The organism is Bradyrhizobium sp. MI1.3 (assembly GCF_055811695.1).
Genome location: NZ_JBVVPQ010000011.1, coordinates 120884 through 141181 on the forward strand (window position 1 = coordinate 120884; position 20298 = coordinate 141181).

Consider the following 20298-nt stretch of genomic DNA (forward strand, 5'->3'; position numbering starts at 1 on the left):
GCCCTCGATGTCCCAGACCGTCTCAGACTTCATCGTTCAACGTCTGCATCAATGGGGCGTGCGCCACCTCTTTGGCTATCCCGGCGATGGCATCAACGGCGTATTCGGTGCGCTTCAGCGTGCTGAGGGCAAGATCGGCTTTGTCCAGGCGCGGCATGAGGAGATGGCCGCTTTCATGGCGAGCGCCTATGCGAAGTTCTCTGGCCAACTGGGGGTGTGTATCGCCACTTCGGGCCCCGGCGCCTCGCATCTGATCACCGGGCTCTACGATGCCCTGCTGGATCACCAGCCCGTGCTCGCGATCGTCGGTCAGCAGGCACGCAATGCGCTGGGCGGACACTATCAGCAGGAACTCGATCTCGTCTCGATGTTCAAGGATGTGGCTGGCGCCTACGTCATGCAGGCCTCCTCGCCGGCGCAAATCCGGCATCTGATCGATCGGTCGATCCGAATCGCGTTGGCCCGGCGCACGCCAACGGTGATCATCCTGCCCAACGATATCCAGGAGGAGCCCTACGAGGATCCGCCGCGCGCTCACGGCACCCTGCACTCTGGCGTCGGCTATAGCGCGCCAGGCATCAAGCCTCGTGACGCTGACCTCGACCGTGCCGCCGAGGTGCTCAACGCCGGCAAGAAGGTCGCGATGCTCATCGGCGCCGGCGCGCTCCACGCCACCGAAGAGGTGATCGCGGTCGCCGACCGCTTGTCCGCCGGCTGCGCCAAGGCGCTGCTCGGCAAGGCAGCGCTCCCCGACGATCTGCCGTGGGTCACCGGCTCGATCGGCCTGCTCGGCACCGAACCCAGCTACAACATGATGATGGAATGCGACACGCTGCTGATGGTCGGCTCGGGGTTCCCCTATGCCGAATTCCTGCCGAAGGAAGGCGCGGCGTGCGGCGTGCAGATCGACATCGACGCCAGCATGATGTCGATCCGCTTTCCCATGGAGGTCGGCCTGGTCGGCGACGCCGCCGAGACGCTGCGCGCCCTGCTGCCGCGACTGAAACCCAAGAGCGATGGCGCCTGGCGCCAGGGCATCGAAGACGACGTCGCGAAATGGTGGAAGACGCTGGATGATCGGGCCCATCAGCCCGCGGCACCGGTCAATCCGCAACTCGTCGCCTGGGAGCTGTCTCCGCGCCTGCCCGACCGCGCCATCGTCACCAGCGATTCCGGCTCCTGCGCCAACTGGTTCGCGCGCGACCTGAAGATGCGCCGCGGCATGACGGCCTCGCTCTCAGGCGGCCTCGCCTCGATGGGTGCCGCGGTGCCCTATGCGCTCGCCGCGAAATACGCGCATTCCGACCGCCCGGTGATTGCCCTTGTCGGCGACGGCGCGATGCAAATGAACAACATGGCCGAACTGATCACCGCCGCGAAGTATTGGCGCGAGTGGAAGGATCCGCGCTTCATCGTCTGCGTCTTCAACAACGAAGACCTCAACCAGGTGACCTGGGAGCAGCGCGTCATCAACGGCGATCCGAAATTCGAGGCATCGCAGCGCATCCCGAACGTGTCCTATTCGCGCTTTGCCGAGCTGATCGGCCTCTCCGGCATCTACGTCGACAGCCCGCAGCTACTAGGCTCGGCTTGGGACCAGGCGCTCGCGAGCCAGATGCCGGTGGTGCTGGAGGTGAAGACCGACCCCGAAGTGCCGCCGCTGCCGCCGCACATCACCTTGCAGCAGGCCAAGAACTTCTCTCTTGCGCTGATGAAGGGCGATCCCAACGAGAGCGGAGTGATCAAGGGCGCGGCGCGGCAGGTGTTGGAAAAAATCCTGCCTGGAAGTGAATGAGGTGAAGCATGAGCGATTTCCGCGATATCCAGCACGGCGTCAACGATCCCGTGGATGGCCTCGACGTGAAGCGGCAGATCAACGACAACCGGACGCCGCATGAACGGGCACAACGCCATGCAGACGTGCGTGCCGAGGCCACTGCCACGCCGACCGAGCCGTTCCTGCCCGAACGGCTTCGGCGCAAGCCGACGGATCCCATCAACCCACGCAGCGGGCGGAGACCGACGGATTAGCCGTTAGGAACTCCGGCCGCTGCAGCGTGTTGGTGGGCGCAATGCCGCGCGGCGAGAGGCTGCGCGCCCATTCGGAGGGATCGGACCATGAAACGAATGATTATCGCAGCTGCTTGCGTGCTGCTCGCAGGCCCCGCGCTCGCCCAGTCGCTGGGCGAGAAAACCGGCGTCAACTCGGCGCTCGGCGTCGCGCCTGCCACCGCCGACTTCGTCAAGGAAGTCGCCATCAGCGACATGTTCGAGATCGAATCGAGCAAACTTGCCGAGCAGAAGGGCAACGCACAGGAGAAGACCTTTGCGCAGCAGATGGTGACCGACCACACCAAGACCAGCAGCGAACTGAAGGGCCTCGTCACCGGCGGCAAGGTGCAGGCGACCCTTCCGACAGCGCTCGACAGCTCGCATCAGAGCAAGCTCGACAAGCTCAAGAGCGCGAATGGCAGGGACTTCAGCTCGGATTACAATTCGTACCAGGTCAGCGCCCACGAGGACGCGGTCTCGCTGTTCGAGCGTTACGCCAAGGGCGGCGACAATTCCGACCTGAAGGATTGGGCCGGCAAGACGCTGCCGGCGCTCAAGCACCATCTCGACATGGCCAAGGAGCTCGGCAAGGCGCCAAGCGTCGGCCAGACCAAGTAAACATCTTCCGAGGACGCCGGCTTGCGGGTCGGCGTCCTCTCGTTTTGCAACGATGCCTCTCTCCGCGCATTGAGATCGCGAGATCGCGGAGATCGTCATGACACATCACGACAAGGCTTCAGTATCCCGCCGGCACGTCGTCCAAGCGGCGAGCGCAACCATCGCTGCTGCTTCGCTGGCCTCTTCGACAGCGAAAGGAGACACGTCCATGGCCGAGCAGAAAATGGCCGAGCAGAACCTGGTCGATCCCGTCACCCGCTTTCCAAAGCCGCCGTTCAAGAAGCAATCGCAGCCCTGGCCGGGCCTCGCCGGCAAGATGGAGCCGCCCCCGGATCACGGCGAGACCAGCTACAAGGGCTCCGGCCGGCTCGCCGGCCGCAAAGCGCTGATCACCGGCGGCGATTCCGGTATGGGCCGCGCCGCTGCGATCGCCTATGCACGCGAAGGCGCCGACGTCGCCATCAACTATCTACCGGCGGAAGAACCGGATGCGCAGGACGTCATCGCGCTGATCAAGAAGGAAGGGCGTATCGGTCTCGCGATTCCCGGCGACCTTAAGGATGAGGCTTTCTGCAAGAAGCTGGTCGAGCAGGCCGTCCAAGATCTCGGCGGACTCGACATCGTCGTCTGCAACGCGGCGCGGCAGCAGACACGTGCGTCCATTCTCGACGTCTCCTCGGAAGACTTCGACGCGACCATGAAGACCAACATCTACGCGCCGTTCTGGATCATCAAGGCGGCGCTGCCGCATTTAAAGCCCGGCTCGTGCATCATTGGCACGACATCGGAGCAGGCTTACGATCCCTCGCCCGATCTCTATGACTACGCGCAGACCAAGGCGGCGACGATGAACTACGTCAAGTCGCTGGCAAAGCAGTTGGGTCCGAAGGGCATTCGCGTCAATGGCGTCGCCCCGGGACCGATCTGGACGCCACTCCAGGTCTCCGGCGGCGCCACGATGGAGAAGCTCGAAAAATTCGGCGGCATGACGCCGCTCGGCCGTCCCGGCCAGCCCGCCGAACTGGCCTCCATTTACGTGCAGCTTGCCGCAGCCGACGCGAGCTATGCGACCGGCCAGGTGTATGGGTCCGCTGGTGGATCGGGACAGCCGTAAACGGCGCTTTGGTCCGGCCCCAGGCTGATGCCGCAAGGTAGGGCCCAGGAACCTTCTTTGTCTTCGGGCTTTACAAAACTGTCACAAAGGACATCACGCTTGCAGACCGATGGCATTGGTAGAGGTCAAACCCAGCCGGATCGACACCGCGATCGCGGATACGATCGCTGATCACACCAATTCAGGCGTCGAGCACACGGCGCAGACATTGACCTGGGCCGCTGACGAGCACGTGCTGCTCGCGCTGGCCGCAATAGGGTGGCTCTATACTCATATTCGGCAGCCGCAACAGCGGCCCGTGGCAAACCACGTCCTGGCCGTGTCGCTCGCGACGGCCGCCCTGCCGCATATCCTGAAATCCGTGTTCGATCAGACCAGGCCAGACCGGCTGACCATACGCGGGCACGGGCATGGAGTACCCGTCTCAGGACGAGCGCGCGACGCGTTCCCGTCCGGTCACGCGGTCCATATGGGCGCTCTTGCCTCGGCGGCGGGCTTGCTGCCGAAGACGCCGCGCCGATTGCTGCGCACGGTTGCGATCGCGCTGTCGCTGACACGGATCGCGGTGCTCGCGCACTGGGCAAGCGACGTGGTCGCAGGCTTTGCGCTTGGCGCGGCCGTAGAGAGACTCTTGCGGCCATGGACACTGACGCAATCGTTCCGCAAGCAAGTCAATCGGCGGGAAAAGCCGTGACCGAATATCTCGTGCGCTTCATCGCCGGTGGCATCATCGTCTCCGCCTTTGCGATCTTGGGCGATATGCTCAAACCCAAAAGCTTTGCGGGGTTGCTCGGCGCGGCACCGTCGGTCGCACTGGCGACGCTCGGCATCGCCGTCGTCCAGCACGGCCCGCGATATGCCGCGGCCGAAAGCTGGACGATGATCTATGGCGCGGTCGCGCTCGGCTGCTACAGCGTCGTCGTCTGCCATCTGCTGATCAGATACCGTGTGTCCGCGCTGCCCGCGACCGTCCTCGCTGTTATCGTGTGGCTTGCGGTCGCCTTCGGCCTGCTCGCCGGCTTCGGAGGTACGGCCTGATGCCGGTCAAGCTGTCGCTCTCCGCGCTCAAGCAGACACGCTGGTACGAATACGGCATTCGTTTCCTGCTCGGTGGCCTGGCGACCGTGCTCACGGGGGTTCTGGGAGCGCGCTTCGGTGTGTCCGTCGGCGGACTTTTCCTTGCGCTTCCCGCCATCTTCTGCGCGAGCGCCACGCTGGTCGAAAGCCATGAACGCCGCACCAAGGAGAAGGCCGGCCTCATCGGCACGCGCCGCGGGCAAGAGGCCGCCGCGCTCGACGCGGCTGGCGCCGCCTGGGGAAGCATCGGTCTCCTGGCATTCGCCGCCGTCTTTCATTTCACCGTGGCCGCGAGCGCTCCGGGCGCTTTCGCTGCCGCGTTGATAGTCTGGACCATCGTTTCGGTCTTGGCCTGGTGGCTCAGGCGCAAGCTTCGCATCGTCTCCCGCAAATCGCACCGATCAGCCCATTCGCCATCGTCAAAGGGCTCTCCCCTTGCGAAGCGCTAGCCCGCTTTGGCATGCGTTGACGGCTGCAATCTCGGCGGTTGAAGGCCCGGACTGTTGGCCCAGCGCTCGACCTGCTCGATGACCTTCTGATGGCTGGGGCGCACCGGCTTGGGTGCCGCGCTCTCGTCGACATGTTTGCGGGGCAATGTGACTTCGCTCGTCATGAGGTCTCTCCCATTTGCCGGGAGCATACACCTGCCAAAGGGCCCTTGCATCATATAACTTATTGATTTTGTTGTATTTTTGGCTAACTTGGCGCCATAGCCGCATCTTGTGGAACCGCGGTGGAATGAGTTCGTTGAGTAAACTACTCAACTTGCTCATTTTGGGTGATTGATCATGAACGACCTTCGCGCCGAGCGGCTCCAGGTCATGCTGTCACCGGAAGAACTGGCCGCGGTCGACGACTTCCGGTTCAAACATCGCATGCCGACGCGAGCCGCGGCTGTGCGCGAGCTCCTCAAGCTCGGCCTGGCCACCGCCGCTGTCGATGCAGGGCCTAATGTCAAATCGAGCAGGTTCGGGGTTTTCGGGCGCGGCCCGGACGGCCATACGCAACCGCATCCGCAGCGCGACGCCGAGGATTAGTCCAGCCTGATGCTCAAGCAAACGGCCCCGGCACGGGGTGCCAGGGCCGTCCTTGGAGATTGCTTCCGGATCACCGGGGCATGACAGCCGGAAGCAATCCCTCGACTCTTTGCGTGCGAATTCGTTCCTGATGGAATTAGCCGCTCGGGGCGTCGCCGGAATCATCCGGCGCCATGCCGGAGCCGGGCGTCTTGCTGTTGTCGTTCAGTTTGGGATCGCGCGTAGCCTCACGAGAGGGCGAGCCCTTTGGCTCCGACTTGTGCACGGTCTGCGCGCGCTGCTTGTCCCGCGGCTGCTGTTCACCGCGCTGATCTCTGATGATGCCTTGGTCGGAATGGGCCATGATAGCTCTCGCCTCTTTGCTGTCTCGAAGCGCTTACGCGCCGGAGCGTCGAAGGTTCCGGCCCGCGAGATCGGACTGCTAACTGTGCGCTGAGTGCACCGGGGCCGATGCATTTTCGTGATGCACCTGCCGCACTGTCGTCACGGTGGCGAACGCGACCGACACGCCAAAGGCGAGGATGAGCGAAAGAAGAGCCAGACGTGGAGCCATTGCAAAAACCTCCTGGAATAGGAAATCAACGCGATCGACTGTTACGAATGACCCTGCTTGCTGTCCGTGAGCAGTCTCACACGCAGATCCACGAAAACGACAGTGTTACGCGTCCTGCTTTTGAAGCCTGCGGGCCGGAACGGGCGGCACCTCGCCGTCGAGCCAATCCTGCTCGTCGGCAAGTGCCGTCCACGCATTCGCCATGCGCAGAAAACGATTGTGTGCCGGCTGCCCTTCGGCCCTCTCGGCGAGCTGGAGGCAGTTGTCGGCGTTATTCCTGAAGATCTCGGACTGTTTCATCAGTATGAATTGGGGACGGAACCGTCGCGTCGCAACCGCCCTTACCGGATCGTAACATCTGCGGAACTTTCGACCGCCGTCCGCCTTGGATATCCCATGCGGATTCTTCTCGCGATCGTTTTGGCATTCGTCAGCACGGCAGCGCTTGCCGACAGCACCGGGGAGCGAAGGCCGGGCGGCCGCACGCCGACCATCAGTGATCTCTACACTTTCAGCCGCTTCCAGCAGGGTCTGCTGGAGAGCACCGACCTCAAGGGCAATGCCGAGGTCAAGAACCTCGCCGCCCTGCGTGCCGAAGAAGCGGCCAGGCGCGACAAGGCCCTGAAGCCAATTCAGGAAGCGATCGGCACCGAACCGCGCGTCACCAAGACGACGCCGGCGAGCGCGAGCCTGGTCGAGCCCGAAACTTCGGACGGACCGAGTTTTGTCAGAAGCTTCTATGCAGCACAGATTCCCGAGTATGAGTCGGTAATCGACCTGCTCGAACGCTATCTCAAGGCGCCCGACAATGCCGCGCTTGCAGCGTTCGCGCGCGAGCAACTCCCGATGTTGCGCTCGCAGGTCAAGGACGCCGAGCGCACCATGGCAGACAAGTAGACCGTTCACTTGTCGCTGGGATGACTTTGCTGGCTCTCCGGCCGCACGGTGCGGTTGCTCTCCGGCATCCTGTCGCGGCCGGCATCCCCATTGTCATCCTTGCCGCCCGAACTCGACGTGCCGCTACCGCTGGGGTTAGGCCGGGTCGACGTACCCGTGGTTGGTGTGTCCGCACGTGGGGTGGCGGAGCTTGCGGCGGGATCGCCGGTGACGGCCCCACGGCCGCTGGGGGCCCCGCCCTGCGCGAACGCCGATCCGGCCAACAACATCACGGTCCCGATGACGGCAAATCCTGCTTTCATGTGCGCTCTCCCTCCATCTGCGGGCTAACGGCACGCCCGGCGCTCCGTTCCGGAAGGCAGATAACCAAGTCGCTGAAAACAAACGGCCGGCCCGGAAATACTGGAACTGGATGGAACCATTCCGAGGGATCGCACTTAGGTTAATCGGGCTGAGCAAAGCAGGTTCCACTTCCTGGCGCCGTCACGTTGGCGCTTGATTTCGAATTTGGCTGACGCTCTATTTTGATAAACCGCGTCTCGCCAGGGAATCGGCCGACGCCTGCGGGGGAATCAGTATGAGCGACCTCGATCCCGGATCTGCATCACGTTCCGGTCGTCGCGTTCCAAAGCCAAAAACCAACGGCATGTCGGAGCCCGATTCCCGGGCAGAATTGCTGCTCGCCCTGCAGGCCATGCGCAACGGCGATTTCTCCGTGCGCATGAGCGGCGACTATCTCGGCATCGACGGCAAGCTCGCCGACACTTTCAATGACATCATCGCCGCCAATCAGCGCATGGCGCAGCAGCTCGAGCTGGTCGGCCAGGTCGTGGGCCGCGAGGGCAAGACGCGACAGCGCGTGAAGTTTGGGCTGGCCTCCGGCTCCTGGGCCGACATGGAAGGCTCGGTCAACACGCTGATCGACGATTTGCTGTGGCCGACGCGCGAGGTGACGCGCGCGGTCGCGGCCGTGGCGCAGGGCGACCTGCTCCAGACCGTCAAGCTCGACGTCGATGGGCGTCCCCTGCGCGGCGAATTCCTGCAGTCGGCGACGATCGTCAACACCATGATCAAGCAGCTCGGCGTGTTCACCTCCGAGGTGACGCGCGTGGCGCGCGAGGTCGGCACCGAAGGCAAGCTCGGCGGCCAGGCCCAGGTACCTGAGGTGACCGGCGTCTGGAAGGATCTGACCGAGAGCGTCAACTCGATGGCGAACAACCTGACGAACCAGGTTCGCAACATCGCCGAGGTGACGATCGCGGTTGCGAACGGCGACCTCTCGAAGAAGATCACGGTCGACGTCCGCGGCGAGATCCTTCAGCTCAAGGAAGCCATCAACACGATGGTGGACCAGCTCCGCTCCTTTGCCTCGGAAGTGACGCGCGTGGCGCGCGAGGTTGGCACCGACGGCAAGCTTGGCGGCCAGGCCATCGTGCCAGGCGTCGCCGGCACCTGGAAGGATCTCACCGATAGCGTCAATGCGATGTGCGGCAACCTCACCGCGCAGGTGCGCAACATCGCCAACGTCACCACCGCCGTGGCGCGCGGCGACCTGTCGCGCAAGATCACGGTCGACGTGCGCGGCGAGATCCTGGAGCTGAAGGACACCATCAACACCATGGTGGACCAGCTCAACTCGTTCGCCTCGGAAGTGACGCGCGTGGCGCGCGAGGTCGGCACCGAAGGCAAGCTCGGCGGCCAGGCCCAGGTGCCGGGCGTCGCCGGTACCTGGAAGGACCTCACCGACAACGTCAATTTCATGGCGTCGAACCTCACCGCGCAGGTCCGCAACATCGCCGATGTCGCCACCGCCATTGCGAGCGGCGACCTGTCGAAGAAGATCACGGTGAACGTCTCGGGCGAAATCCTTCAATTGAAGGAAACGCTCAACACCATGGTCGATCAGCTCAACGCCTTCGCCGGCGAAGTCACGCGCGTCGCGCGCGAGGTCGGCACCGAGGGGCGGCTCGGCGGCCAGGCCAACGTGCTAGGCGTCGCGGGCACGTGGAAGGACTTGACCGAGAGCGTCAACTCGATGGCCTCGAACCTCACCGCGCAGGTCCGTAACATCGCCGAGGTGACGACCGCGGTCGCGGGCGGCGATCTGTCGAAAAAGATCACGGTCGATGTCCGCGGCGAAATCCTGGAGCTGAAAGACACCATCAACACCATGGTGGACCAGCTCAATGCCTTCGCCGGTGAAGTCACGCGCGTGGCCCGCGAGGTCGGCACCGAAGGCAAGCTCGGCGGCCAGGCCCAGGTGCGCGGCGTCGCCGGTACCTGGAAGGATCTCACCGACAGCGTCAACTCGATGGCCTCGAACCTGACCGGCCAGGTCCGCAACATCGCCGAAGTCGCGACCGCGGTCGCCAAGGGTGATTTGTCGAAGAAGATCACCGTCAACGTGTCAGGCGAAATCCTTCAGCTGAAGGAAACGCTCAACACCATGGTGGACCAGCTCAACGCCTTCGCCGGCGAGGTCACGCGCGTCGCGCGCGAAGTTGGCACCGAAGGCAAACTCGGCGGTCAGGCCGAAGTGCCCGGCGTCGCCGGCACCTGGAAGGACCTCACCGACAGCGTCAACTCGATGGCGGGCAACCTCACCGCCCAGGTCCGCAACATCGCCGAAGTCGCGACTGCGATCGCCGGCGGCGACTTGTCGCGCAAGATCACCGTGGACGTGCGCGGCGAGATCCTTCAGCTCAAGGACACGCTGAACACGATGGTCGACCAGCTCAACCGCTTCGCCGGTGAAGTGACGCGCGTCGCGCGCGAGGTCGGCACCGAAGGCCGGCTCGGCGGTCAGGCCAACGTGCCCGGCGTCGCCGGCACCTGGAAAGACCTCACCGACAGCGTCAACTCGATGGCGGGCAACCTCACTGCCCAGGTCCGCAACATCGCCGAAGTCACCACTGCCGTGGCGCGCGGCGACCTCTCGCGCAAGATCACCGTCGACGTCCGTGGTGAGATTTTGGAGCTGAAGAACACCATCAACACCATGGTGGACCAGCTCAACGGCTTCGCCGGTGAAGTGACGCGCGTCGCGCGCGAGGTCGGCACCGAAGGCAAGCTCGGCGGCCAGGCCGAAGTCCCCGGCGTTGCCGGCACCTGGAAGGATCTCACCGACAACGTCAACTTCATGGCCTCGAACCTGACGGCGCAGGTCCGCAACATCGCCGAGGTCGCGACCGCGATCGCCGGCGGCGACCTGTCGAAGAAGATCACGGTGGACGTGCGCGGCGAAATTCTGCTGCTCAAGGACACCTTGAACACCATGGTCGAGCAGCTTCGCTCCTTCGCCGCGGAAGTGACGCGCGTCGCACGTGAGGTCGGCACCGAGGGGCGGCTCGGCGGCCAGGCCGTCGTGCCCGGCGTCGGCGGCACCTGGAAGGACCTCACCGACAACGTCAACCTGCTGGCCGCGAACCTCACCACCCAGGTCCGCAACATCGCCGAAGTCACCACCGCGGTGGCGCGCGGCGACCTGTCGCGCAAGATCACCGTCGACGTGAAGGGCGAAATCCTCGAGCTCAAAAACACCATCAACACCATGGTGGACCAGCTCAATGCGTTCGCCGGCGAAGTCACGCGCGTTGCGCGCGAGGTCGGCACCGAAGGCGAACTCGGCGGCCAGGCCCAGGTGCCCGGCGTCGCCGGCACCTGGAAGGATCTCACCGACACCGTCAACTTCATGGCGGCGAACCTGACCGAGCAGGTCCGCGGTATCGTCAAGGTGGTGACCGCGGTCGCCAACGGCGATCTCAAGCAGAACCTCACCGTGAAATCGAAAGGCGAGGTCGCCGCACTCGCCGACACCATCAACAACATGACCGAGACGCTCGCGACCTTCGCCGACCAGGTGACGTCGGTGGCGCGCGAGGTCGGTGTCGAGGGCCGGCTGGGCGGTCAGGCCGACGTGCCCGGCGCCGCCGGCACCTGGAAGGATCTCACCGGCAACGTCAATTTGCTGGCGGCCAACCTCACCTCGCAGGTGCGCGCGATCGCGGAAGTGGCGACCGCCGTGACCAAGGGCGACCTGACGCGGTCGATCCAGGTCGACGCCCGCGGCGAGGTCGCGGAGCTGAAAGACAACATCAACACGATGATCACCAACCTCCGTCTCACGACGGACGTGAACACCGAGCAGGACTGGCTGAAGACCAATCTGGCGAAATTCACCAACATGCTTCAGGGCCAGCGCGACCTCACCACCGTCGGTCGCCTGCTGTTGACCGAATTGTCGCCGCTGGTGAACGCGCATACCGGCGTGATCTATCAGGTCGAGAACGAAGACAATCCGCGGCTCCTGCTGCTTGCCTCCTATGCCGGCGATGGCGTCTATCCGTATCCGCGCGTGCTGCCATTCGGCGACGGCCTGATCGGCCAATGCGCGCTCGACCGGCGCCCGCGCGTAATTGCGGACATTCCGCCCGACGTGGTGCCGATCAATTCGGCGCTGCTTCGCGTCGCGCCGAAGAACCTCGTGGTGCTGCCGGTGCTGTTCGAAGGCCAGGTCAAGGCGGTCATCGAGCTCGCCTCGCTCACCTCCTTCACGACCTCGCAGATGACCTTCCTGGAGCAGCTCACGGACTCGATCGGCATCGTGCTCAACTCGATCGAAGCGACAATGCAGACCGAAGGCCTGCTCAAGCAGTCGCAGCAGCTCGCCGGCGAACTCCAGACCCAGCAGCGCGAATTGCAGCAGACCAATGACCAGCTCGAACAGAAGGCGCAGCAGCTCGCCGAGCGCAACGTCGAAGTCGAGCGCAAGAACCAGGAGATCGAGCAGGCCCGCCGCGCACTGGAGGAAAAGGCGACCGAGCTCGCGCTGACCTCGAAGTACAAGTCCGAATTCCTGGCCAATATGAGCCACGAGCTGCGCACGCCGCTGAACTCGATCCTGATCCTCGGCCAGCAGCTCACCGACAATCCGGACGGCAATCTTACCGGCAAGCAGGTCGAATTCGCCCGCACCATCCACGGCGCCGGCACCGACCTGCTCAATCTCATCAGCGACATTCTCGATCTCTCCAAGATCGAGTCCGGTACGGTGACGGTCGACGCCGAGGAAATCCTGACCGCGAACCTGCTCGAGACGGTCGGGCGGCCGTTCCGTCACGAGGCGGAGAACCGCAATTTGTCGTTCAAGATCGACGTCGATCCGAATCTCGCGCGCAGCCTCGTCACCGATTCCAAGCGCCTGCAGCAGGTTTTGAAGAACCTGCTCTCCAACGCCTTCAAGTTCACCGCCGAAGGCGAGGTGCGCCTGAAGGTCGCCGCCGCGGTCGGAGGCTGGGGCACGGATCATCCCGTGCTGAATTCGGCGCCGGCCGTGATCGCATTCGAGGTGTCCGACACCGGCATCGGCATCCCCCTGGAGAAGCAGAAGCTGATCTTCGAGGCGTTCCAGCAAGCCGATGCCGGCACCAGCCGCAAATATGGCGGCACCGGACTTGGCCTTGCGATCAGCCGGGAGCTCGCAAGCCTGCTCGGCGGCGAGATCCACCTGCGCAGCTTGCCGGGCAAAGGCTCGTGCTTCACGCTTTACCTGCCGCTGAAATATTCCGGCCCGACGCTCGCGCCCCGCGCGACGCCCCAACAAAGCCAGCCGCCGGCGCTGCAGCCCGCTACAGCCGAACCGCAGCGCGTCATCGAGCAGCTTCCCGACGACCGGCTCAACCTCGAACCCGGCGACAGTATCCTCCTGATCGTCGAGGACGACCCGCACTACGCACGCGTGCTGGTCGACCTCGCGCGCGACAAGGGATTCAAGGTGCTGGTCGCCGCACGCGGCGCGGAGGCGCTGGAGCTAGCAAAGCAGTACCAGCCGAGGGCCGTGTCGCTCGACGTATTCCTGCCGGATATGCTCGGCTGGACCGTGTTGAGCCAGCTCAAGCACAATCCGCTGACCCGCCACATCCCCGTGCAGATCATCACGCTCGACGAGGACCGCCAGCATGCGCTGGCGCGCGGCGCCTTCTCCTTCGTCAACAAACCGACGACGACCGAGGGCGTTTCGGCCGCGCTGACGCAGATCAAGGAATATGCGCGACCGCGGCGCAAGCGGCTGCTGATCGTCGAAGACAACGAGGCCGAGCAGCTCTCGATCCGTGAGCTCCTGCACCACGACGACATCGAGATCGTGACGACCGGCACCGGCGCCGACGCGCTCTCGATGCTGCGTGAGAACCCCTGTGATTGCGTCGTGCTTGACCTGCGCCTGCCCGACATGACCGGCTTCGAGGTGCTGGACCAGATCCGCAACGACGAGGCGCTGTCGAACGTTCCGGTCGTCGTCTTCACCGGCCGCGAGCTGTCAGCCGAGGAAGATGCGGAGCTCCACACCATGGCGCGAAGCATCGTGGTCAAGGGCGTGGAATCGCCGGAGCGCCTGCTTGACGAGACCGCGCTGTTCCTGCATCGCGTGATCACGGAGTTGCCGGTCGAGAAGCAGCGCATGCTCGAGAAGCTGAACAGTTCCGACGAAGACCTGATCGGCAAGACAGCCCTGCTCGTCGACGACGACGCCCGCAACATCTTCGCGCTGTCGAGCGTGCTGGAGCGGCGCGGCATGAAGGTGCTGACGGCCACGACCGGCAACGAGGCGGTGATCTTGGTCGAATCCAACCCGGAGATCGCCATCGTGCTGATGGACATCATGATGCCGCAGATGGATGGCTATCAGACCATCGGCGTCATTCGTGAAAATCCGACCTTCGCCCGTCTTCCGATCATCGCGTTGACGGCCAAGGCCATGAAGGGCGACCGCGAGAAATGCCTCGAGGCCGGCGCGTCCGACTACCTCGCCAAACCCGTCAACACCGATCAATTGCTGCTTGCAATCCGCATGTGGCTGCACCGCTGAGTTGGATGCCCGTATGGACCACGAAAAGGTCAACATCCTCCTCGTCGACGACCAGCCGGCCAAGCTGCTCGCCTATGAGGTGATCCTGAAGGATCTCGGCCAGAACCTCGTGATCGCCTCGTCCGGTCGCGAGGCTCTCGAGGTGCTGCTCAAGACCGAGATCGCGGTGATCCTGGTCGACGTCTGCATGCCCGAGCTCGACGGCTTCGAGCTCGCCGCGATGATCCGTGAGCACCCGCGCTTCCAGAAGACCGCAATGATTTTCATCTCGGCCATTCAAGTCAGCGACATCGACCGCCTGCGCGGCTACGAGATGGGCGCCGTCGACTACGTCCCGGTGCCGGTCGTGCCGGAGGTGCTGCGCGCGAAGGTCAAGGTGTTTGCAGAGCTCTATCGCAAGACGCGCGAACTCGAACGGCTGAACCAGGATCTCGAGGACCGCGTGCGCGCACGCACCGCCGAGCTGGAGAATTCCACTGCAAAGCTGCGCGAGAGCGAAGAGCGGCGCAGCATGGCGATCGCCGCCGGCAAGATGGGTTCCTGGGACTGGGACTGGATCACCGGCGACTGGATGTGGGACGAGGGACAGTACCGCATCTTTGGTGTTGGCCCGGAGAGCTTCGAAGTGAACCCGGCCAACGTTCAGGCGCTGTTGCATCCGGATGACGTCGATCAGTTGCGCAAGGCGATCGCCGAATTCAACAAGGGCACACGCTCCTATGAAACGGAGTTCCGCATCGTGCGGCCCGACGGCGATGTGCGCTGGTGTGTCGGCACGGCCGCCGCCACGGTTGACGATAGTGGTCGGGTGATGCGCGTCAGCGGCGTGACGGTGGACATCACCGAACGCAAGCGCGCCGAGGAACGGCAGACTCTGCTGGCGCGGGAAGTCGATCATCGCGCCAAGAATGCGCTGGCGCTGGCACAATCGATCGTGCGCCTCACCCGCGCCGACGAGGTCAAAGCCTATGTCAGCGCCGTCGAGGGACGCATCAATGCACTGGCGCGCGTGCATACGATCCTGTCACTGTCGAGCTGGCAGGGTGCCGAACTCTCGAAGCTGATCGACGAGGAGCTTGCGCCCTATTCCCTCGGCGGCCAGATCAAATTGGCGGGGTCCGAAGTTCAGTTGCTGCCGGCGACCGCCCAGACGCTGGCGCTGGCGCTGCACGAGCTTTTCACCAACTCGGCGAAGTATGGCGCGCTCTCGACGCGGACGGGACGGCTCGCAATCGGCTGGCAGGTCGAGGACGAGCTGCTCACGCTCACCTGGGAGGAATCCGGCGGCCCGCTCGTCATGACGCCGAAATCCCGCGGCTTTGGTACGCGGAGCCTGCTTGCGAGCGTCGAGTCCCAGCTCGGCGGGCAGGCGCGATTCGATTGGCGCGCCGAGGGTCTGTTGTGCCGGCTCGAGGTGCCGCTGGTCCGCAAGACCGCCGCGACGACCACGCCCGGCAACTTCGAAGCCGCGAGCTCCGCCGAATTGCAGCGCGCGTCCGGTTAACCGGAGGCCGCACTCTTCCTGCGCTGCGTCGTTTGCGGTTCGCGCGCGACCCGCCCTTCGAGCCAGGCTTCCGTTTGGGCGAGATCGCGCAGCGCCTTGGCATAGCGGCGCGCCGCGCTTCGCTCCGCGCCGCGGGGCAGTTTGCGCGCTTTGCGGAGGATGTCCGCAGCGGCGTTGCGATAAGCCAGAGAGCGATAGAGAAAGACCACCTTACCCATATCGAATGTTCCCGTGTTGCAGGGTCATTCTCGCCCACCCGGCATGAACGTCGGATGAAGCGGGCGATAACGATTCCTTCATGCGGATGGAACCGGCGCGTGTCGCAGGCGTTGCTTGCGAGATTGGGATAGAGTTCCATGCGCGCGAAGAAGTCGTCGGACCTGATCTCTCCCAGCGGGCTCGTCAAGCTGATGACGCACGCGATGATGGGCGCAGCCTTGGGACTCGCTTTCAGCCTCTTGCTCGTGCTGTCCAATCCCGGCGTCGCCAATTTGCTGAGTCACGGCGGAAGGCAGGCCGTTGTCGTTTTCGCCCTCACATTGGTGACGACGTTCGCGATCGGCGCAACACTGACCGGGGTCGTATTCATCCTCGAAGAGGACAAGCAATCTTGAAGGATGCGTGCTTTACCGGAACTTCTTTGTTCGGAACTCCTGCGACCAATGGCAGTTGGCTGCCTGCGTCAATTCAACTCAGGGAGTTCCCGCATATGAAGACCACCAAGCTCGCTCTTGCCGTGATGTTGGCAACCGGCCTCGCCGCCGCACCGTTCGCCGTGCAGGCCAAGTCGCACAAGGCAAAACACGGATCCTCGATGTCATCGTCGCAGACCACCACGGGCGCCAACACCAAGTCTTCCAAGGGTGCTGATCCCTCCGGTCAGGGCGGCTCCGGCCCCGGCTCCGACCAGGGCGGCACCATGACGAACAACAAGGGCGGCATGAGCAACACCAAGTAGGTGTTCCCCGAAATCATGAAGGCCCCGCGATCGCGGGGCCTTTTGCTTTGGTGTTCAAACGAACTTTTTCCCAGGCCGCTTCGTCAATATGCGGTATCGACGAGCCCGGCACGTCGCGTTGCGCCAAGGCTCAGCTACGATGGATGCTCAGGATGTCAGGATGAACGCCGGCAGGATCTGATTTCACCAGATGATCGAGCCGTGCCCGCTTGCGGGCGATCAAGAGCTGGGCCGCGGCGTCGTCGAGCCCCTCGCGTTGCAGCTGCCGGATCGCAGAGCCCAGTTCGAGAATCTCGGCGCGCAGCTTTAGAATCCGGTACACATCCGGGTCTTCCTCCACCGTGCGCTCCCAAAGCTCTCAGCGGCGCGCGACCACGCGCAGAGGACTACCTGCTGCCTTCGCGGAACGAAGGCGCATCCTATCGCGGACATTCGGCAGGACATCGCCGCCACCTGCAGCCTTCCATTCGCCGATCAGCAGATTGATTTTCCGGCGCAGATCCATCTGCGCCAGGGCCTTCTCCGTGCAGTCGCGATCGCGCTCGACGAGTTCGCGGACGGACACCTCGATATCGGCCATTTCCAACCTCAAGGCGCTGATTTTACGTCGAATTTCATTAAAATTCTATTGTCCATGACTTGTTAGAACAAAATAAGAACATATAGTCAAGTCACGATTTCAGAAGGGAGAAGCGATATGCAGGTTCAGGGTAGATACGACGCCAAAGCTTTCCTCACCGAGCAGATGACGCGGGCGCAGGGCCTCCGGCTGAAACGGCTGAGCGAAGAGGCATATCAACCCGCGCAATATGCGCGGGATCTGTCCTCCAGCGAGGCAGCGCGGCGCATTCAGGTGCTGGAAGCGGAGATCGAGCTGGCGGATTCCTTCTAGGCTAGGCCGCGTATCCCCCCACGTTGCTTGCGCTTTCGGAACTATGCCTGTCTCGGATTGTTTTCCCAGGCCAAGGGAGAACATGCATGGCACGCAAGGCAAAGAAGCGCCGCTACTCGCGCAGCTCCGGCAGCGATGTCGAAGGCGAGATGAAGCGCTACAAGAAGGGGACCGCGAAAAGCGGACCTGGCGGTCGAGGCGGACGCGTGAAGAGCCGCAAGCAGGCGATCGCGATCGGCCTGTCGAAAGCGCGCAAGAAGGGCAAGAAGGTCCCGAAGAAAGCCGCAAAACGGAAGTCGTCCAAGAAGACATCAAAGAAGACATCTCGGAAAACTTCCAAGAAGAGTTCGAAGAAAACGTCGAAGCGCAAATCCTCCAAACGGTCGCGCTGACCTCCGTCAGATCATGCTGCCCGGCATGAAGCAGCGGATCGACACACCGAACGCGGTCTTCACCGGCCATACCATGGTGCGGCCGGCCCGGTTCGGCTCGGTGATCACGGCTTCGTCCGGTACCTCGACCCATTCGCCGTCGAGCCGCACGCGATAATGTCCATTGTGCGAGTCCCAATCGGGATCGGCGACGGCAAACCCGTCCGCATCCGAGCAGCACGGACCGAGATGGCTGCGCAGGCCGTCGAACCACGGCTTGAGAGGTGAGTCCGCGTAGCGGCCGTCGTCACGCCCGAGAGCGTTTCCGCCCCACAGCACGAACGGCGCCACGAGCAGCGCAGCCGTCAGCGAGAGCTTCAATCGATCCATGTCGGCACCGATCAAATACGAATTGCCGGCCGGCTCAGCGGCGGCAAGTTCGAAGTTCCACGCTTGCAATCGTCGGCGGCTTCATTGCCGCCGAGTCCATACGAGATCCGTAATTGTGATGAACGAACACGGCTTTTTCGGACGAACCGGGTCATCCTCCCTGCCGTTAACGAGAATGTTATCGGCGGGCATCCGAAATCCTGACGGCGAACAGGAAAGGCGGCCCGTAGGCCGCCTTTTTGGAGTTGCGCCGATCGACGTTCGACTTATGCGAGCGGCACCGCCACGAACCGGGTCGCCTGCGCGCTTCTGACTTGCAGCAGCACGCTGCGCTTGCCGGACGATTTCGCCTGCGCCAGCTCCGAACGGACATCGCCGATATTGGCGACGGCCTTGCCGCCCACATTGAGGATGACGTCGCCGGTCTGGATGCCGCGTTGCGCGGCCGGCCCTTGCGGATCGACTTCGGTGACGACGACGCCCTTTTGGCCGGCGCCCTGGACGTCCCCGGCCGGAGCCAGGCTGAGGCCGAGACGCGGCGGCATGCCGGCATCTGGCTGCGACTTGCCCTCGTCGGCTCTAGCCTGCCGCTCGTTCGGCAACTCGCCGAGCGCCAGTGTCACCGTCTTGTTGTCGCCCTTGTGGACGACATCGAGCTTCACGGACGTGCCTGGCGCCAGGGTGGCGATGGTGCGGGCGAGATCGCGGGAATCCTTGATCGCGGTGCCATTGACGGCGGTGATGACGTCGCCCGCCTCGATGCCCGCCTTCGCTGCCGGGCTGCCGTCCTGCGGATTGTCGACGATCGCGCCGCGCGCCTCCTTGAGGCCGAGGCTGTCGGCGATATCCGACGTCACCGGCTGCACCTGCACGCCGAGCCAGCCGCGTGTGACCGCGCCCTTGTCCTTCAACTGTGCGACGACGAGCTTTGCGGTCGAGGCCGGAATGTCGAAGCCGATGCCGACCGAGCCGCCGGAGGGCGAGAAGATCGCAGTGTTCACGCCGATCACGTTGCCATTCATGTCGAAGGCCGGGCCGCCGGAGTTACCCTTGTTGATCGGCGCGTCGATCTGGATGAAGTCATCATAGGGACCGTTGCCGATGTCGCGGCCGCTGGCCGAGACGATGCCGGCGGTCACGGTGCCACCGAGGCCGAAGGGATTGCCGACCGCGACCACCCAGTCGCCGATACGCGGCTTCTGGTCGGAGAATTTGACGAACGGAAAATCCTTCTTGCCTTCGACCTTGATCAGCGCGAGATCCGTCTTCGGATCGGTGCCGACCACTTTCGCGCTGTAGATGGTGCCGTCGTCCATCGTCACTTGCACCGACTCGGCGTGATCGACGACGTGGTTGTTGGTCACGGCGTAGCCGTCCGCGGAGATGAAGAAGCCGGAGCCCTCACCCGTGATCATCTGGCGGTGCTGGCGCGGCATGCCTTCCATGCCACCCGGGCCGCGGAAGCCGAATTGCCGTGAGAACTGGTCGAACGGCGATGCTTCGTCCGAATCCATCCGGTTCTGTTGCAGCATCGCGCTCTTGTCGTTGTCCTGGTCGATCCTGACCCGGACCGAGATGACGGCGGGTTTGACCTTGCTGACGAGGTCGCCGAAGCCCGGCGGTGTCGCGGCGCTCTCCGCGGCCTGGGCGGGCGCAATGAAGGAGTTCGCGCTGAACGGCGAAGAGCCGGGGGCAGTCGCCAGCACGGCCAGGCCAAGCGCGGCCACGGTGCCGAGCAGCGCGAGCCGGCGCGGTCTCAGGATCTTGCTGGACGCGGTGGTGTCGGAATTGACGTGATCGTTCATGTCGATATGTCCATGTTGGGTAAGTCGCCTTGGACCCAACATGGTGGTCGCCACCTTACAGCGTCCCGTCCACGCGATTAAATCTTGGCAAAGTAGCCGGGGCCGGCGACACGGCCAAAAGTCGAGACTGCACGTTTGATGCAGCTCAACGCGGGCGCTGCGCAC

Annotated in this window: 24 protein-coding genes; 15 read left to right on the forward strand and 9 right to left on the reverse strand. The window is 63.8% G+C overall.

The window, feature by feature from the left end; translation table 11 throughout:
* Positions 1 to 7: 7 nt before the first annotated feature.
* From AC0L3A_RS10810 to AC0L3A_RS10840, 7 genes are all read left to right on the forward strand, one after another.
* Complete coding sequence (locus AC0L3A_RS10810; RefSeq protein WP_473254337.1) at positions 8 to 1795, forward strand: thiamine pyrophosphate-requiring protein; 1788 nt, start codon at positions 8 to 10, stop codon at positions 1793 to 1795.
* A gap of 8 nt (positions 1796 to 1803) precedes the next feature.
* On the forward strand, positions 1804 to 2031 hold the full coding sequence (locus AC0L3A_RS10815) for a hypothetical protein (RefSeq protein ID WP_007594757.1): 228 nt from the start codon (positions 1804 to 1806) through the stop codon (positions 2029 to 2031).
* A gap of 87 nt (positions 2032 to 2118) precedes the next feature.
* Positions 2119 to 2670, forward strand: coding sequence for a DUF4142 domain-containing protein (locus AC0L3A_RS10820; protein WP_007594761.1), 552 nt, complete (start codon positions 2119 to 2121; stop codon positions 2668 to 2670).
* Between the two features lie 223 nt (positions 2671 to 2893).
* Positions 2894 to 3784, forward strand: a complete 891-nt coding sequence (locus AC0L3A_RS10825) for an SDR family oxidoreductase (RefSeq protein ID WP_473254364.1) — start codon at positions 2894 to 2896, stop codon at positions 3782 to 3784.
* A 109-nt stretch (positions 3785 to 3893) separates the two neighbouring features.
* Positions 3894 to 4478 (forward strand): phosphatase PAP2 family protein, encoded by a 585-nt coding sequence (locus AC0L3A_RS10830; RefSeq protein WP_007594765.1) that lies wholly within the window; start codon positions 3894 to 3896, stop codon positions 4476 to 4478.
* Positions 4475 to 4822 carry a DUF3147 family protein gene (locus tag AC0L3A_RS10835; protein WP_354127334.1) on the forward strand — a complete coding sequence of 116 codons (348 nt, stop codon included), beginning with the start codon at positions 4475 to 4477 and terminating at the stop codon, positions 4820 to 4822. The genes AC0L3A_RS10830 and AC0L3A_RS10835 overlap by 4 nt, the downstream gene beginning before the upstream one ends.
* Positions 4822 to 5310 carry a DUF3147 family protein gene (locus AC0L3A_RS10840; protein ID WP_473254338.1) on the forward strand — a complete coding sequence of 163 codons (489 nt, stop codon included), beginning with the start codon at positions 4822 to 4824 and terminating at the stop codon, positions 5308 to 5310. Before AC0L3A_RS10835 ends, AC0L3A_RS10840 begins: the two co-directional genes overlap by 1 nt.
* On the opposite strand, the gene AC0L3A_RS10845 is transcribed toward AC0L3A_RS10840, so the two are convergent.
* Entirely contained in the window at positions 5307 to 5474 is a 168-nt protein-coding gene (locus tag AC0L3A_RS10845; protein WP_007594771.1) for a hypothetical protein, read from the reverse strand. The two genes, AC0L3A_RS10840 and AC0L3A_RS10845, sit on opposite strands and share 4 nt — an antisense overlap.
* Positions 5475 to 5649: 175 nt before the next feature.
* Here AC0L3A_RS10845 and AC0L3A_RS10850 point away from each other — a divergent pair, with 175 nt between their 5' ends.
* Positions 5650 to 5898: a hypothetical protein gene (locus AC0L3A_RS10850; RefSeq protein ID WP_007594773.1), complete on the forward strand. Its 249-nt coding sequence runs from the start codon at positions 5650 to 5652 to the stop codon at positions 5896 to 5898.
* 136 nt (positions 5899 to 6034) lie between these two features.
* Here AC0L3A_RS10850 and AC0L3A_RS10855 read toward each other — a convergent pair whose 3' ends face one another.
* Both AC0L3A_RS10855 and AC0L3A_RS10860 read right to left on the reverse strand, forming a co-directional pair.
* Positions 6035 to 6241, reverse strand: coding sequence for a hypothetical protein (locus AC0L3A_RS10855; RefSeq protein ID WP_007594775.1), 207 nt, complete (start codon positions 6239 to 6241; stop codon positions 6035 to 6037).
* 315 nt (positions 6242 to 6556) lie between these two features.
* A complete protein-coding gene (locus AC0L3A_RS10860) occupies positions 6557 to 6751 on the reverse strand; it encodes a hypothetical protein (protein WP_007594779.1) in 195 nt (64 codons plus the stop codon).
* Between the two features lie 96 nt (positions 6752 to 6847).
* Here AC0L3A_RS10860 and AC0L3A_RS10865 point away from each other — a divergent pair, with 96 nt between their 5' ends.
* Positions 6848 to 7348, forward strand: a complete 501-nt coding sequence (locus tag AC0L3A_RS10865; RefSeq protein WP_473254340.1) for a DUF4142 domain-containing protein — start codon at positions 6848 to 6850, stop codon at positions 7346 to 7348.
* Positions 7349 to 7353: 5 nt separating this feature from the next.
* On the opposite strand, the gene AC0L3A_RS10870 is transcribed toward AC0L3A_RS10865, so the two are convergent.
* Positions 7354 to 7650 (reverse strand): hypothetical protein, encoded by a 297-nt coding sequence (locus AC0L3A_RS10870; RefSeq protein WP_354161967.1) that lies wholly within the window; start codon positions 7648 to 7650, stop codon positions 7354 to 7356.
* Positions 7651 to 7925: 275 nt separating this feature from the next.
* Between AC0L3A_RS10870 and AC0L3A_RS10875 the strand changes: the two genes are divergently transcribed.
* A complete protein-coding gene (locus AC0L3A_RS10875) occupies positions 7926 to 14213 on the forward strand; it encodes a HAMP domain-containing protein (RefSeq protein ID WP_473254341.1) in 6288 nt (2095 codons plus the stop codon).
* Positions 14214 to 14226: 13 nt separating this feature from the next.
* Positions 14227 to 15717 (forward strand): HWE histidine kinase domain-containing protein, encoded by a 1491-nt coding sequence (locus AC0L3A_RS10880; RefSeq protein ID WP_219678622.1) that lies wholly within the window; start codon positions 14227 to 14229, stop codon positions 15715 to 15717.
* Here AC0L3A_RS10880 and AC0L3A_RS10885 read toward each other — a convergent pair.
* Positions 15714 to 15935: a hypothetical protein gene (locus AC0L3A_RS10885; protein ID WP_007594788.1), complete on the reverse strand. Its 222-nt coding sequence runs from the start codon at positions 15933 to 15935 to the stop codon at positions 15714 to 15716. The genes AC0L3A_RS10880 and AC0L3A_RS10885 overlap by 4 nt on opposite strands.
* Before the next feature lie 138 nt (positions 15936 to 16073).
* On the opposite strand from AC0L3A_RS10885, the gene AC0L3A_RS10890 reads away from it, so the two are divergent.
* Positions 16074 to 16331 carry a hypothetical protein gene (locus AC0L3A_RS10890; protein ID WP_007594789.1) on the forward strand — a complete coding sequence of 86 codons (258 nt, stop codon included), beginning with the start codon at positions 16074 to 16076 and terminating at the stop codon, positions 16329 to 16331.
* Between the two features lie 95 nt (positions 16332 to 16426).
* A complete protein-coding gene (locus tag AC0L3A_RS10895; protein ID WP_007594791.1) occupies positions 16427 to 16675 on the forward strand; it encodes a hypothetical protein in 249 nt (82 codons plus the stop codon).
* A gap of 130 nt (positions 16676 to 16805) precedes the next feature.
* Here AC0L3A_RS10895 and AC0L3A_RS10900 read toward each other — a convergent pair whose 3' ends face one another.
* Together AC0L3A_RS10900 and AC0L3A_RS10905 are read right to left on the reverse strand one after the other, a co-directional pair.
* Positions 16806 to 17015, reverse strand: coding sequence for a hypothetical protein (locus tag AC0L3A_RS10900; protein WP_473254344.1), 210 nt, complete (start codon positions 17013 to 17015; stop codon positions 16806 to 16808).
* An 18-nt stretch (positions 17016 to 17033) separates the two neighbouring features.
* Positions 17034 to 17255 (reverse strand): hypothetical protein, encoded by a 222-nt coding sequence (locus AC0L3A_RS10905; RefSeq protein ID WP_007594795.1) that lies wholly within the window; start codon positions 17253 to 17255, stop codon positions 17034 to 17036.
* 117 nt (positions 17256 to 17372) lie between these two features.
* Here AC0L3A_RS10905 and AC0L3A_RS10910 point away from each other — a divergent pair, with 117 nt between their 5' ends.
* Both AC0L3A_RS10910 and AC0L3A_RS10915 read left to right on the forward strand, forming a co-directional pair.
* Entirely contained in the window at positions 17373 to 17567 is a 195-nt protein-coding gene (locus AC0L3A_RS10910) for a DUF3072 domain-containing protein (protein ID WP_007594797.1), read from the forward strand.
* Between the two features lie 86 nt (positions 17568 to 17653).
* Positions 17654 to 17959: a DUF6496 domain-containing protein gene (locus AC0L3A_RS10915; RefSeq protein WP_354127338.1), complete on the forward strand. Its 306-nt coding sequence runs from the start codon at positions 17654 to 17656 to the stop codon at positions 17957 to 17959.
* A 6-nt stretch (positions 17960 to 17965) separates the two neighbouring features.
* Here AC0L3A_RS10915 and AC0L3A_RS10920 read toward each other — a convergent pair whose 3' ends face one another.
* The gene (locus AC0L3A_RS10920; RefSeq protein ID WP_007594801.1) at positions 17966 to 18328 is read right to left on the reverse strand and encodes a hypothetical protein; all 363 of its coding nucleotides are present in this window, start codon (positions 18326 to 18328) and stop codon (positions 17966 to 17968) included.
* Positions 18329 to 18594: 266 nt separating this feature from the next.
* Complete coding sequence (locus tag AC0L3A_RS10925) at positions 18595 to 20133, reverse strand: Do family serine endopeptidase (RefSeq protein ID WP_473254347.1); 1539 nt, start codon at positions 20131 to 20133, stop codon at positions 18595 to 18597.
* Positions 20134 to 20298: the final 165 nt, after the last annotated feature.

Coding starts and splice junctions, on each gene's coding strand:
- AC0L3A_RS10810 (WP_473254337.1), top strand. CDS start 8: ATGTCCCAGACCGTCTCAGACTTCATCGTTCAACGTCTGCATCAATGG.
- AC0L3A_RS10815 (WP_007594757.1), top strand. CDS start 1,804: ATGAGCGATTTCCGCGATATCCAGCACGGCGTCAACGATCCCGTGGAT.
- AC0L3A_RS10820 (WP_007594761.1), top strand. CDS start 2,119: ATGAAACGAATGATTATCGCAGCTGCTTGCGTGCTGCTCGCAGGCCCC.
- AC0L3A_RS10825 (WP_473254364.1), top strand. CDS start 2,894: ATGGCCGAGCAGAACCTGGTCGATCCCGTCACCCGCTTTCCAAAGCCG.
- AC0L3A_RS10830 (WP_007594765.1), top strand. CDS start 3,894: ATGGCATTGGTAGAGGTCAAACCCAGCCGGATCGACACCGCGATCGCG.
- AC0L3A_RS10840 (WP_473254338.1), top strand. CDS start 4,822: ATGCCGGTCAAGCTGTCGCTCTCCGCGCTCAAGCAGACACGCTGGTAC.
- AC0L3A_RS10845 (WP_007594771.1), bottom strand. CDS start 5,474: ATGACGAGCGAAGTCACATTGCCCCGCAAACATGTCGACGAGAGCGCG.
- AC0L3A_RS10850 (WP_007594773.1), top strand. CDS start 5,650: ATGAACGACCTTCGCGCCGAGCGGCTCCAGGTCATGCTGTCACCGGAA.
- AC0L3A_RS10855 (WP_007594775.1), bottom strand. CDS start 6,241: ATGGCCCATTCCGACCAAGGCATCATCAGAGATCAGCGCGGTGAACAG.
- AC0L3A_RS10860 (WP_007594779.1), bottom strand. CDS start 6,751: ATGAAACAGTCCGAGATCTTCAGGAATAACGCCGACAACTGCCTCCAG.
- AC0L3A_RS10865 (WP_473254340.1), top strand. CDS start 6,848: ATGCGGATTCTTCTCGCGATCGTTTTGGCATTCGTCAGCACGGCAGCG.
- AC0L3A_RS10870 (WP_354161967.1), bottom strand. CDS start 7,650: ATGAAAGCAGGATTTGCCGTCATCGGGACCGTGATGTTGTTGGCCGGA.
- AC0L3A_RS10875 (WP_473254341.1), top strand. CDS start 7,926: ATGAGCGACCTCGATCCCGGATCTGCATCACGTTCCGGTCGTCGCGTT.
- AC0L3A_RS10880 (WP_219678622.1), top strand. CDS start 14,227: ATGGACCACGAAAAGGTCAACATCCTCCTCGTCGACGACCAGCCGGCC.
- AC0L3A_RS10885 (WP_007594788.1), bottom strand. CDS start 15,935: ATGGGTAAGGTGGTCTTTCTCTATCGCTCTCTGGCTTATCGCAACGCC.
- AC0L3A_RS10890 (WP_007594789.1), top strand. CDS start 16,074: ATGCGCGCGAAGAAGTCGTCGGACCTGATCTCTCCCAGCGGGCTCGTC.
- AC0L3A_RS10895 (WP_007594791.1), top strand. CDS start 16,427: ATGAAGACCACCAAGCTCGCTCTTGCCGTGATGTTGGCAACCGGCCTC.
- AC0L3A_RS10905 (WP_007594795.1), bottom strand. CDS start 17,255: ATGGCCGATATCGAGGTGTCCGTCCGCGAACTCGTCGAGCGCGATCGC.
- AC0L3A_RS10910 (WP_007594797.1), top strand. CDS start 17,373: ATGCAGGTTCAGGGTAGATACGACGCCAAAGCTTTCCTCACCGAGCAG.
- AC0L3A_RS10915 (WP_354127338.1), top strand. CDS start 17,654: ATGGCACGCAAGGCAAAGAAGCGCCGCTACTCGCGCAGCTCCGGCAGC.
- AC0L3A_RS10920 (WP_007594801.1), bottom strand. CDS start 18,328: ATGGATCGATTGAAGCTCTCGCTGACGGCTGCGCTGCTCGTGGCGCCG.
- AC0L3A_RS10925 (WP_473254347.1), bottom strand. CDS start 20,133: ATGAACGATCACGTCAATTCCGACACCACCGCGTCCAGCAAGATCCTG.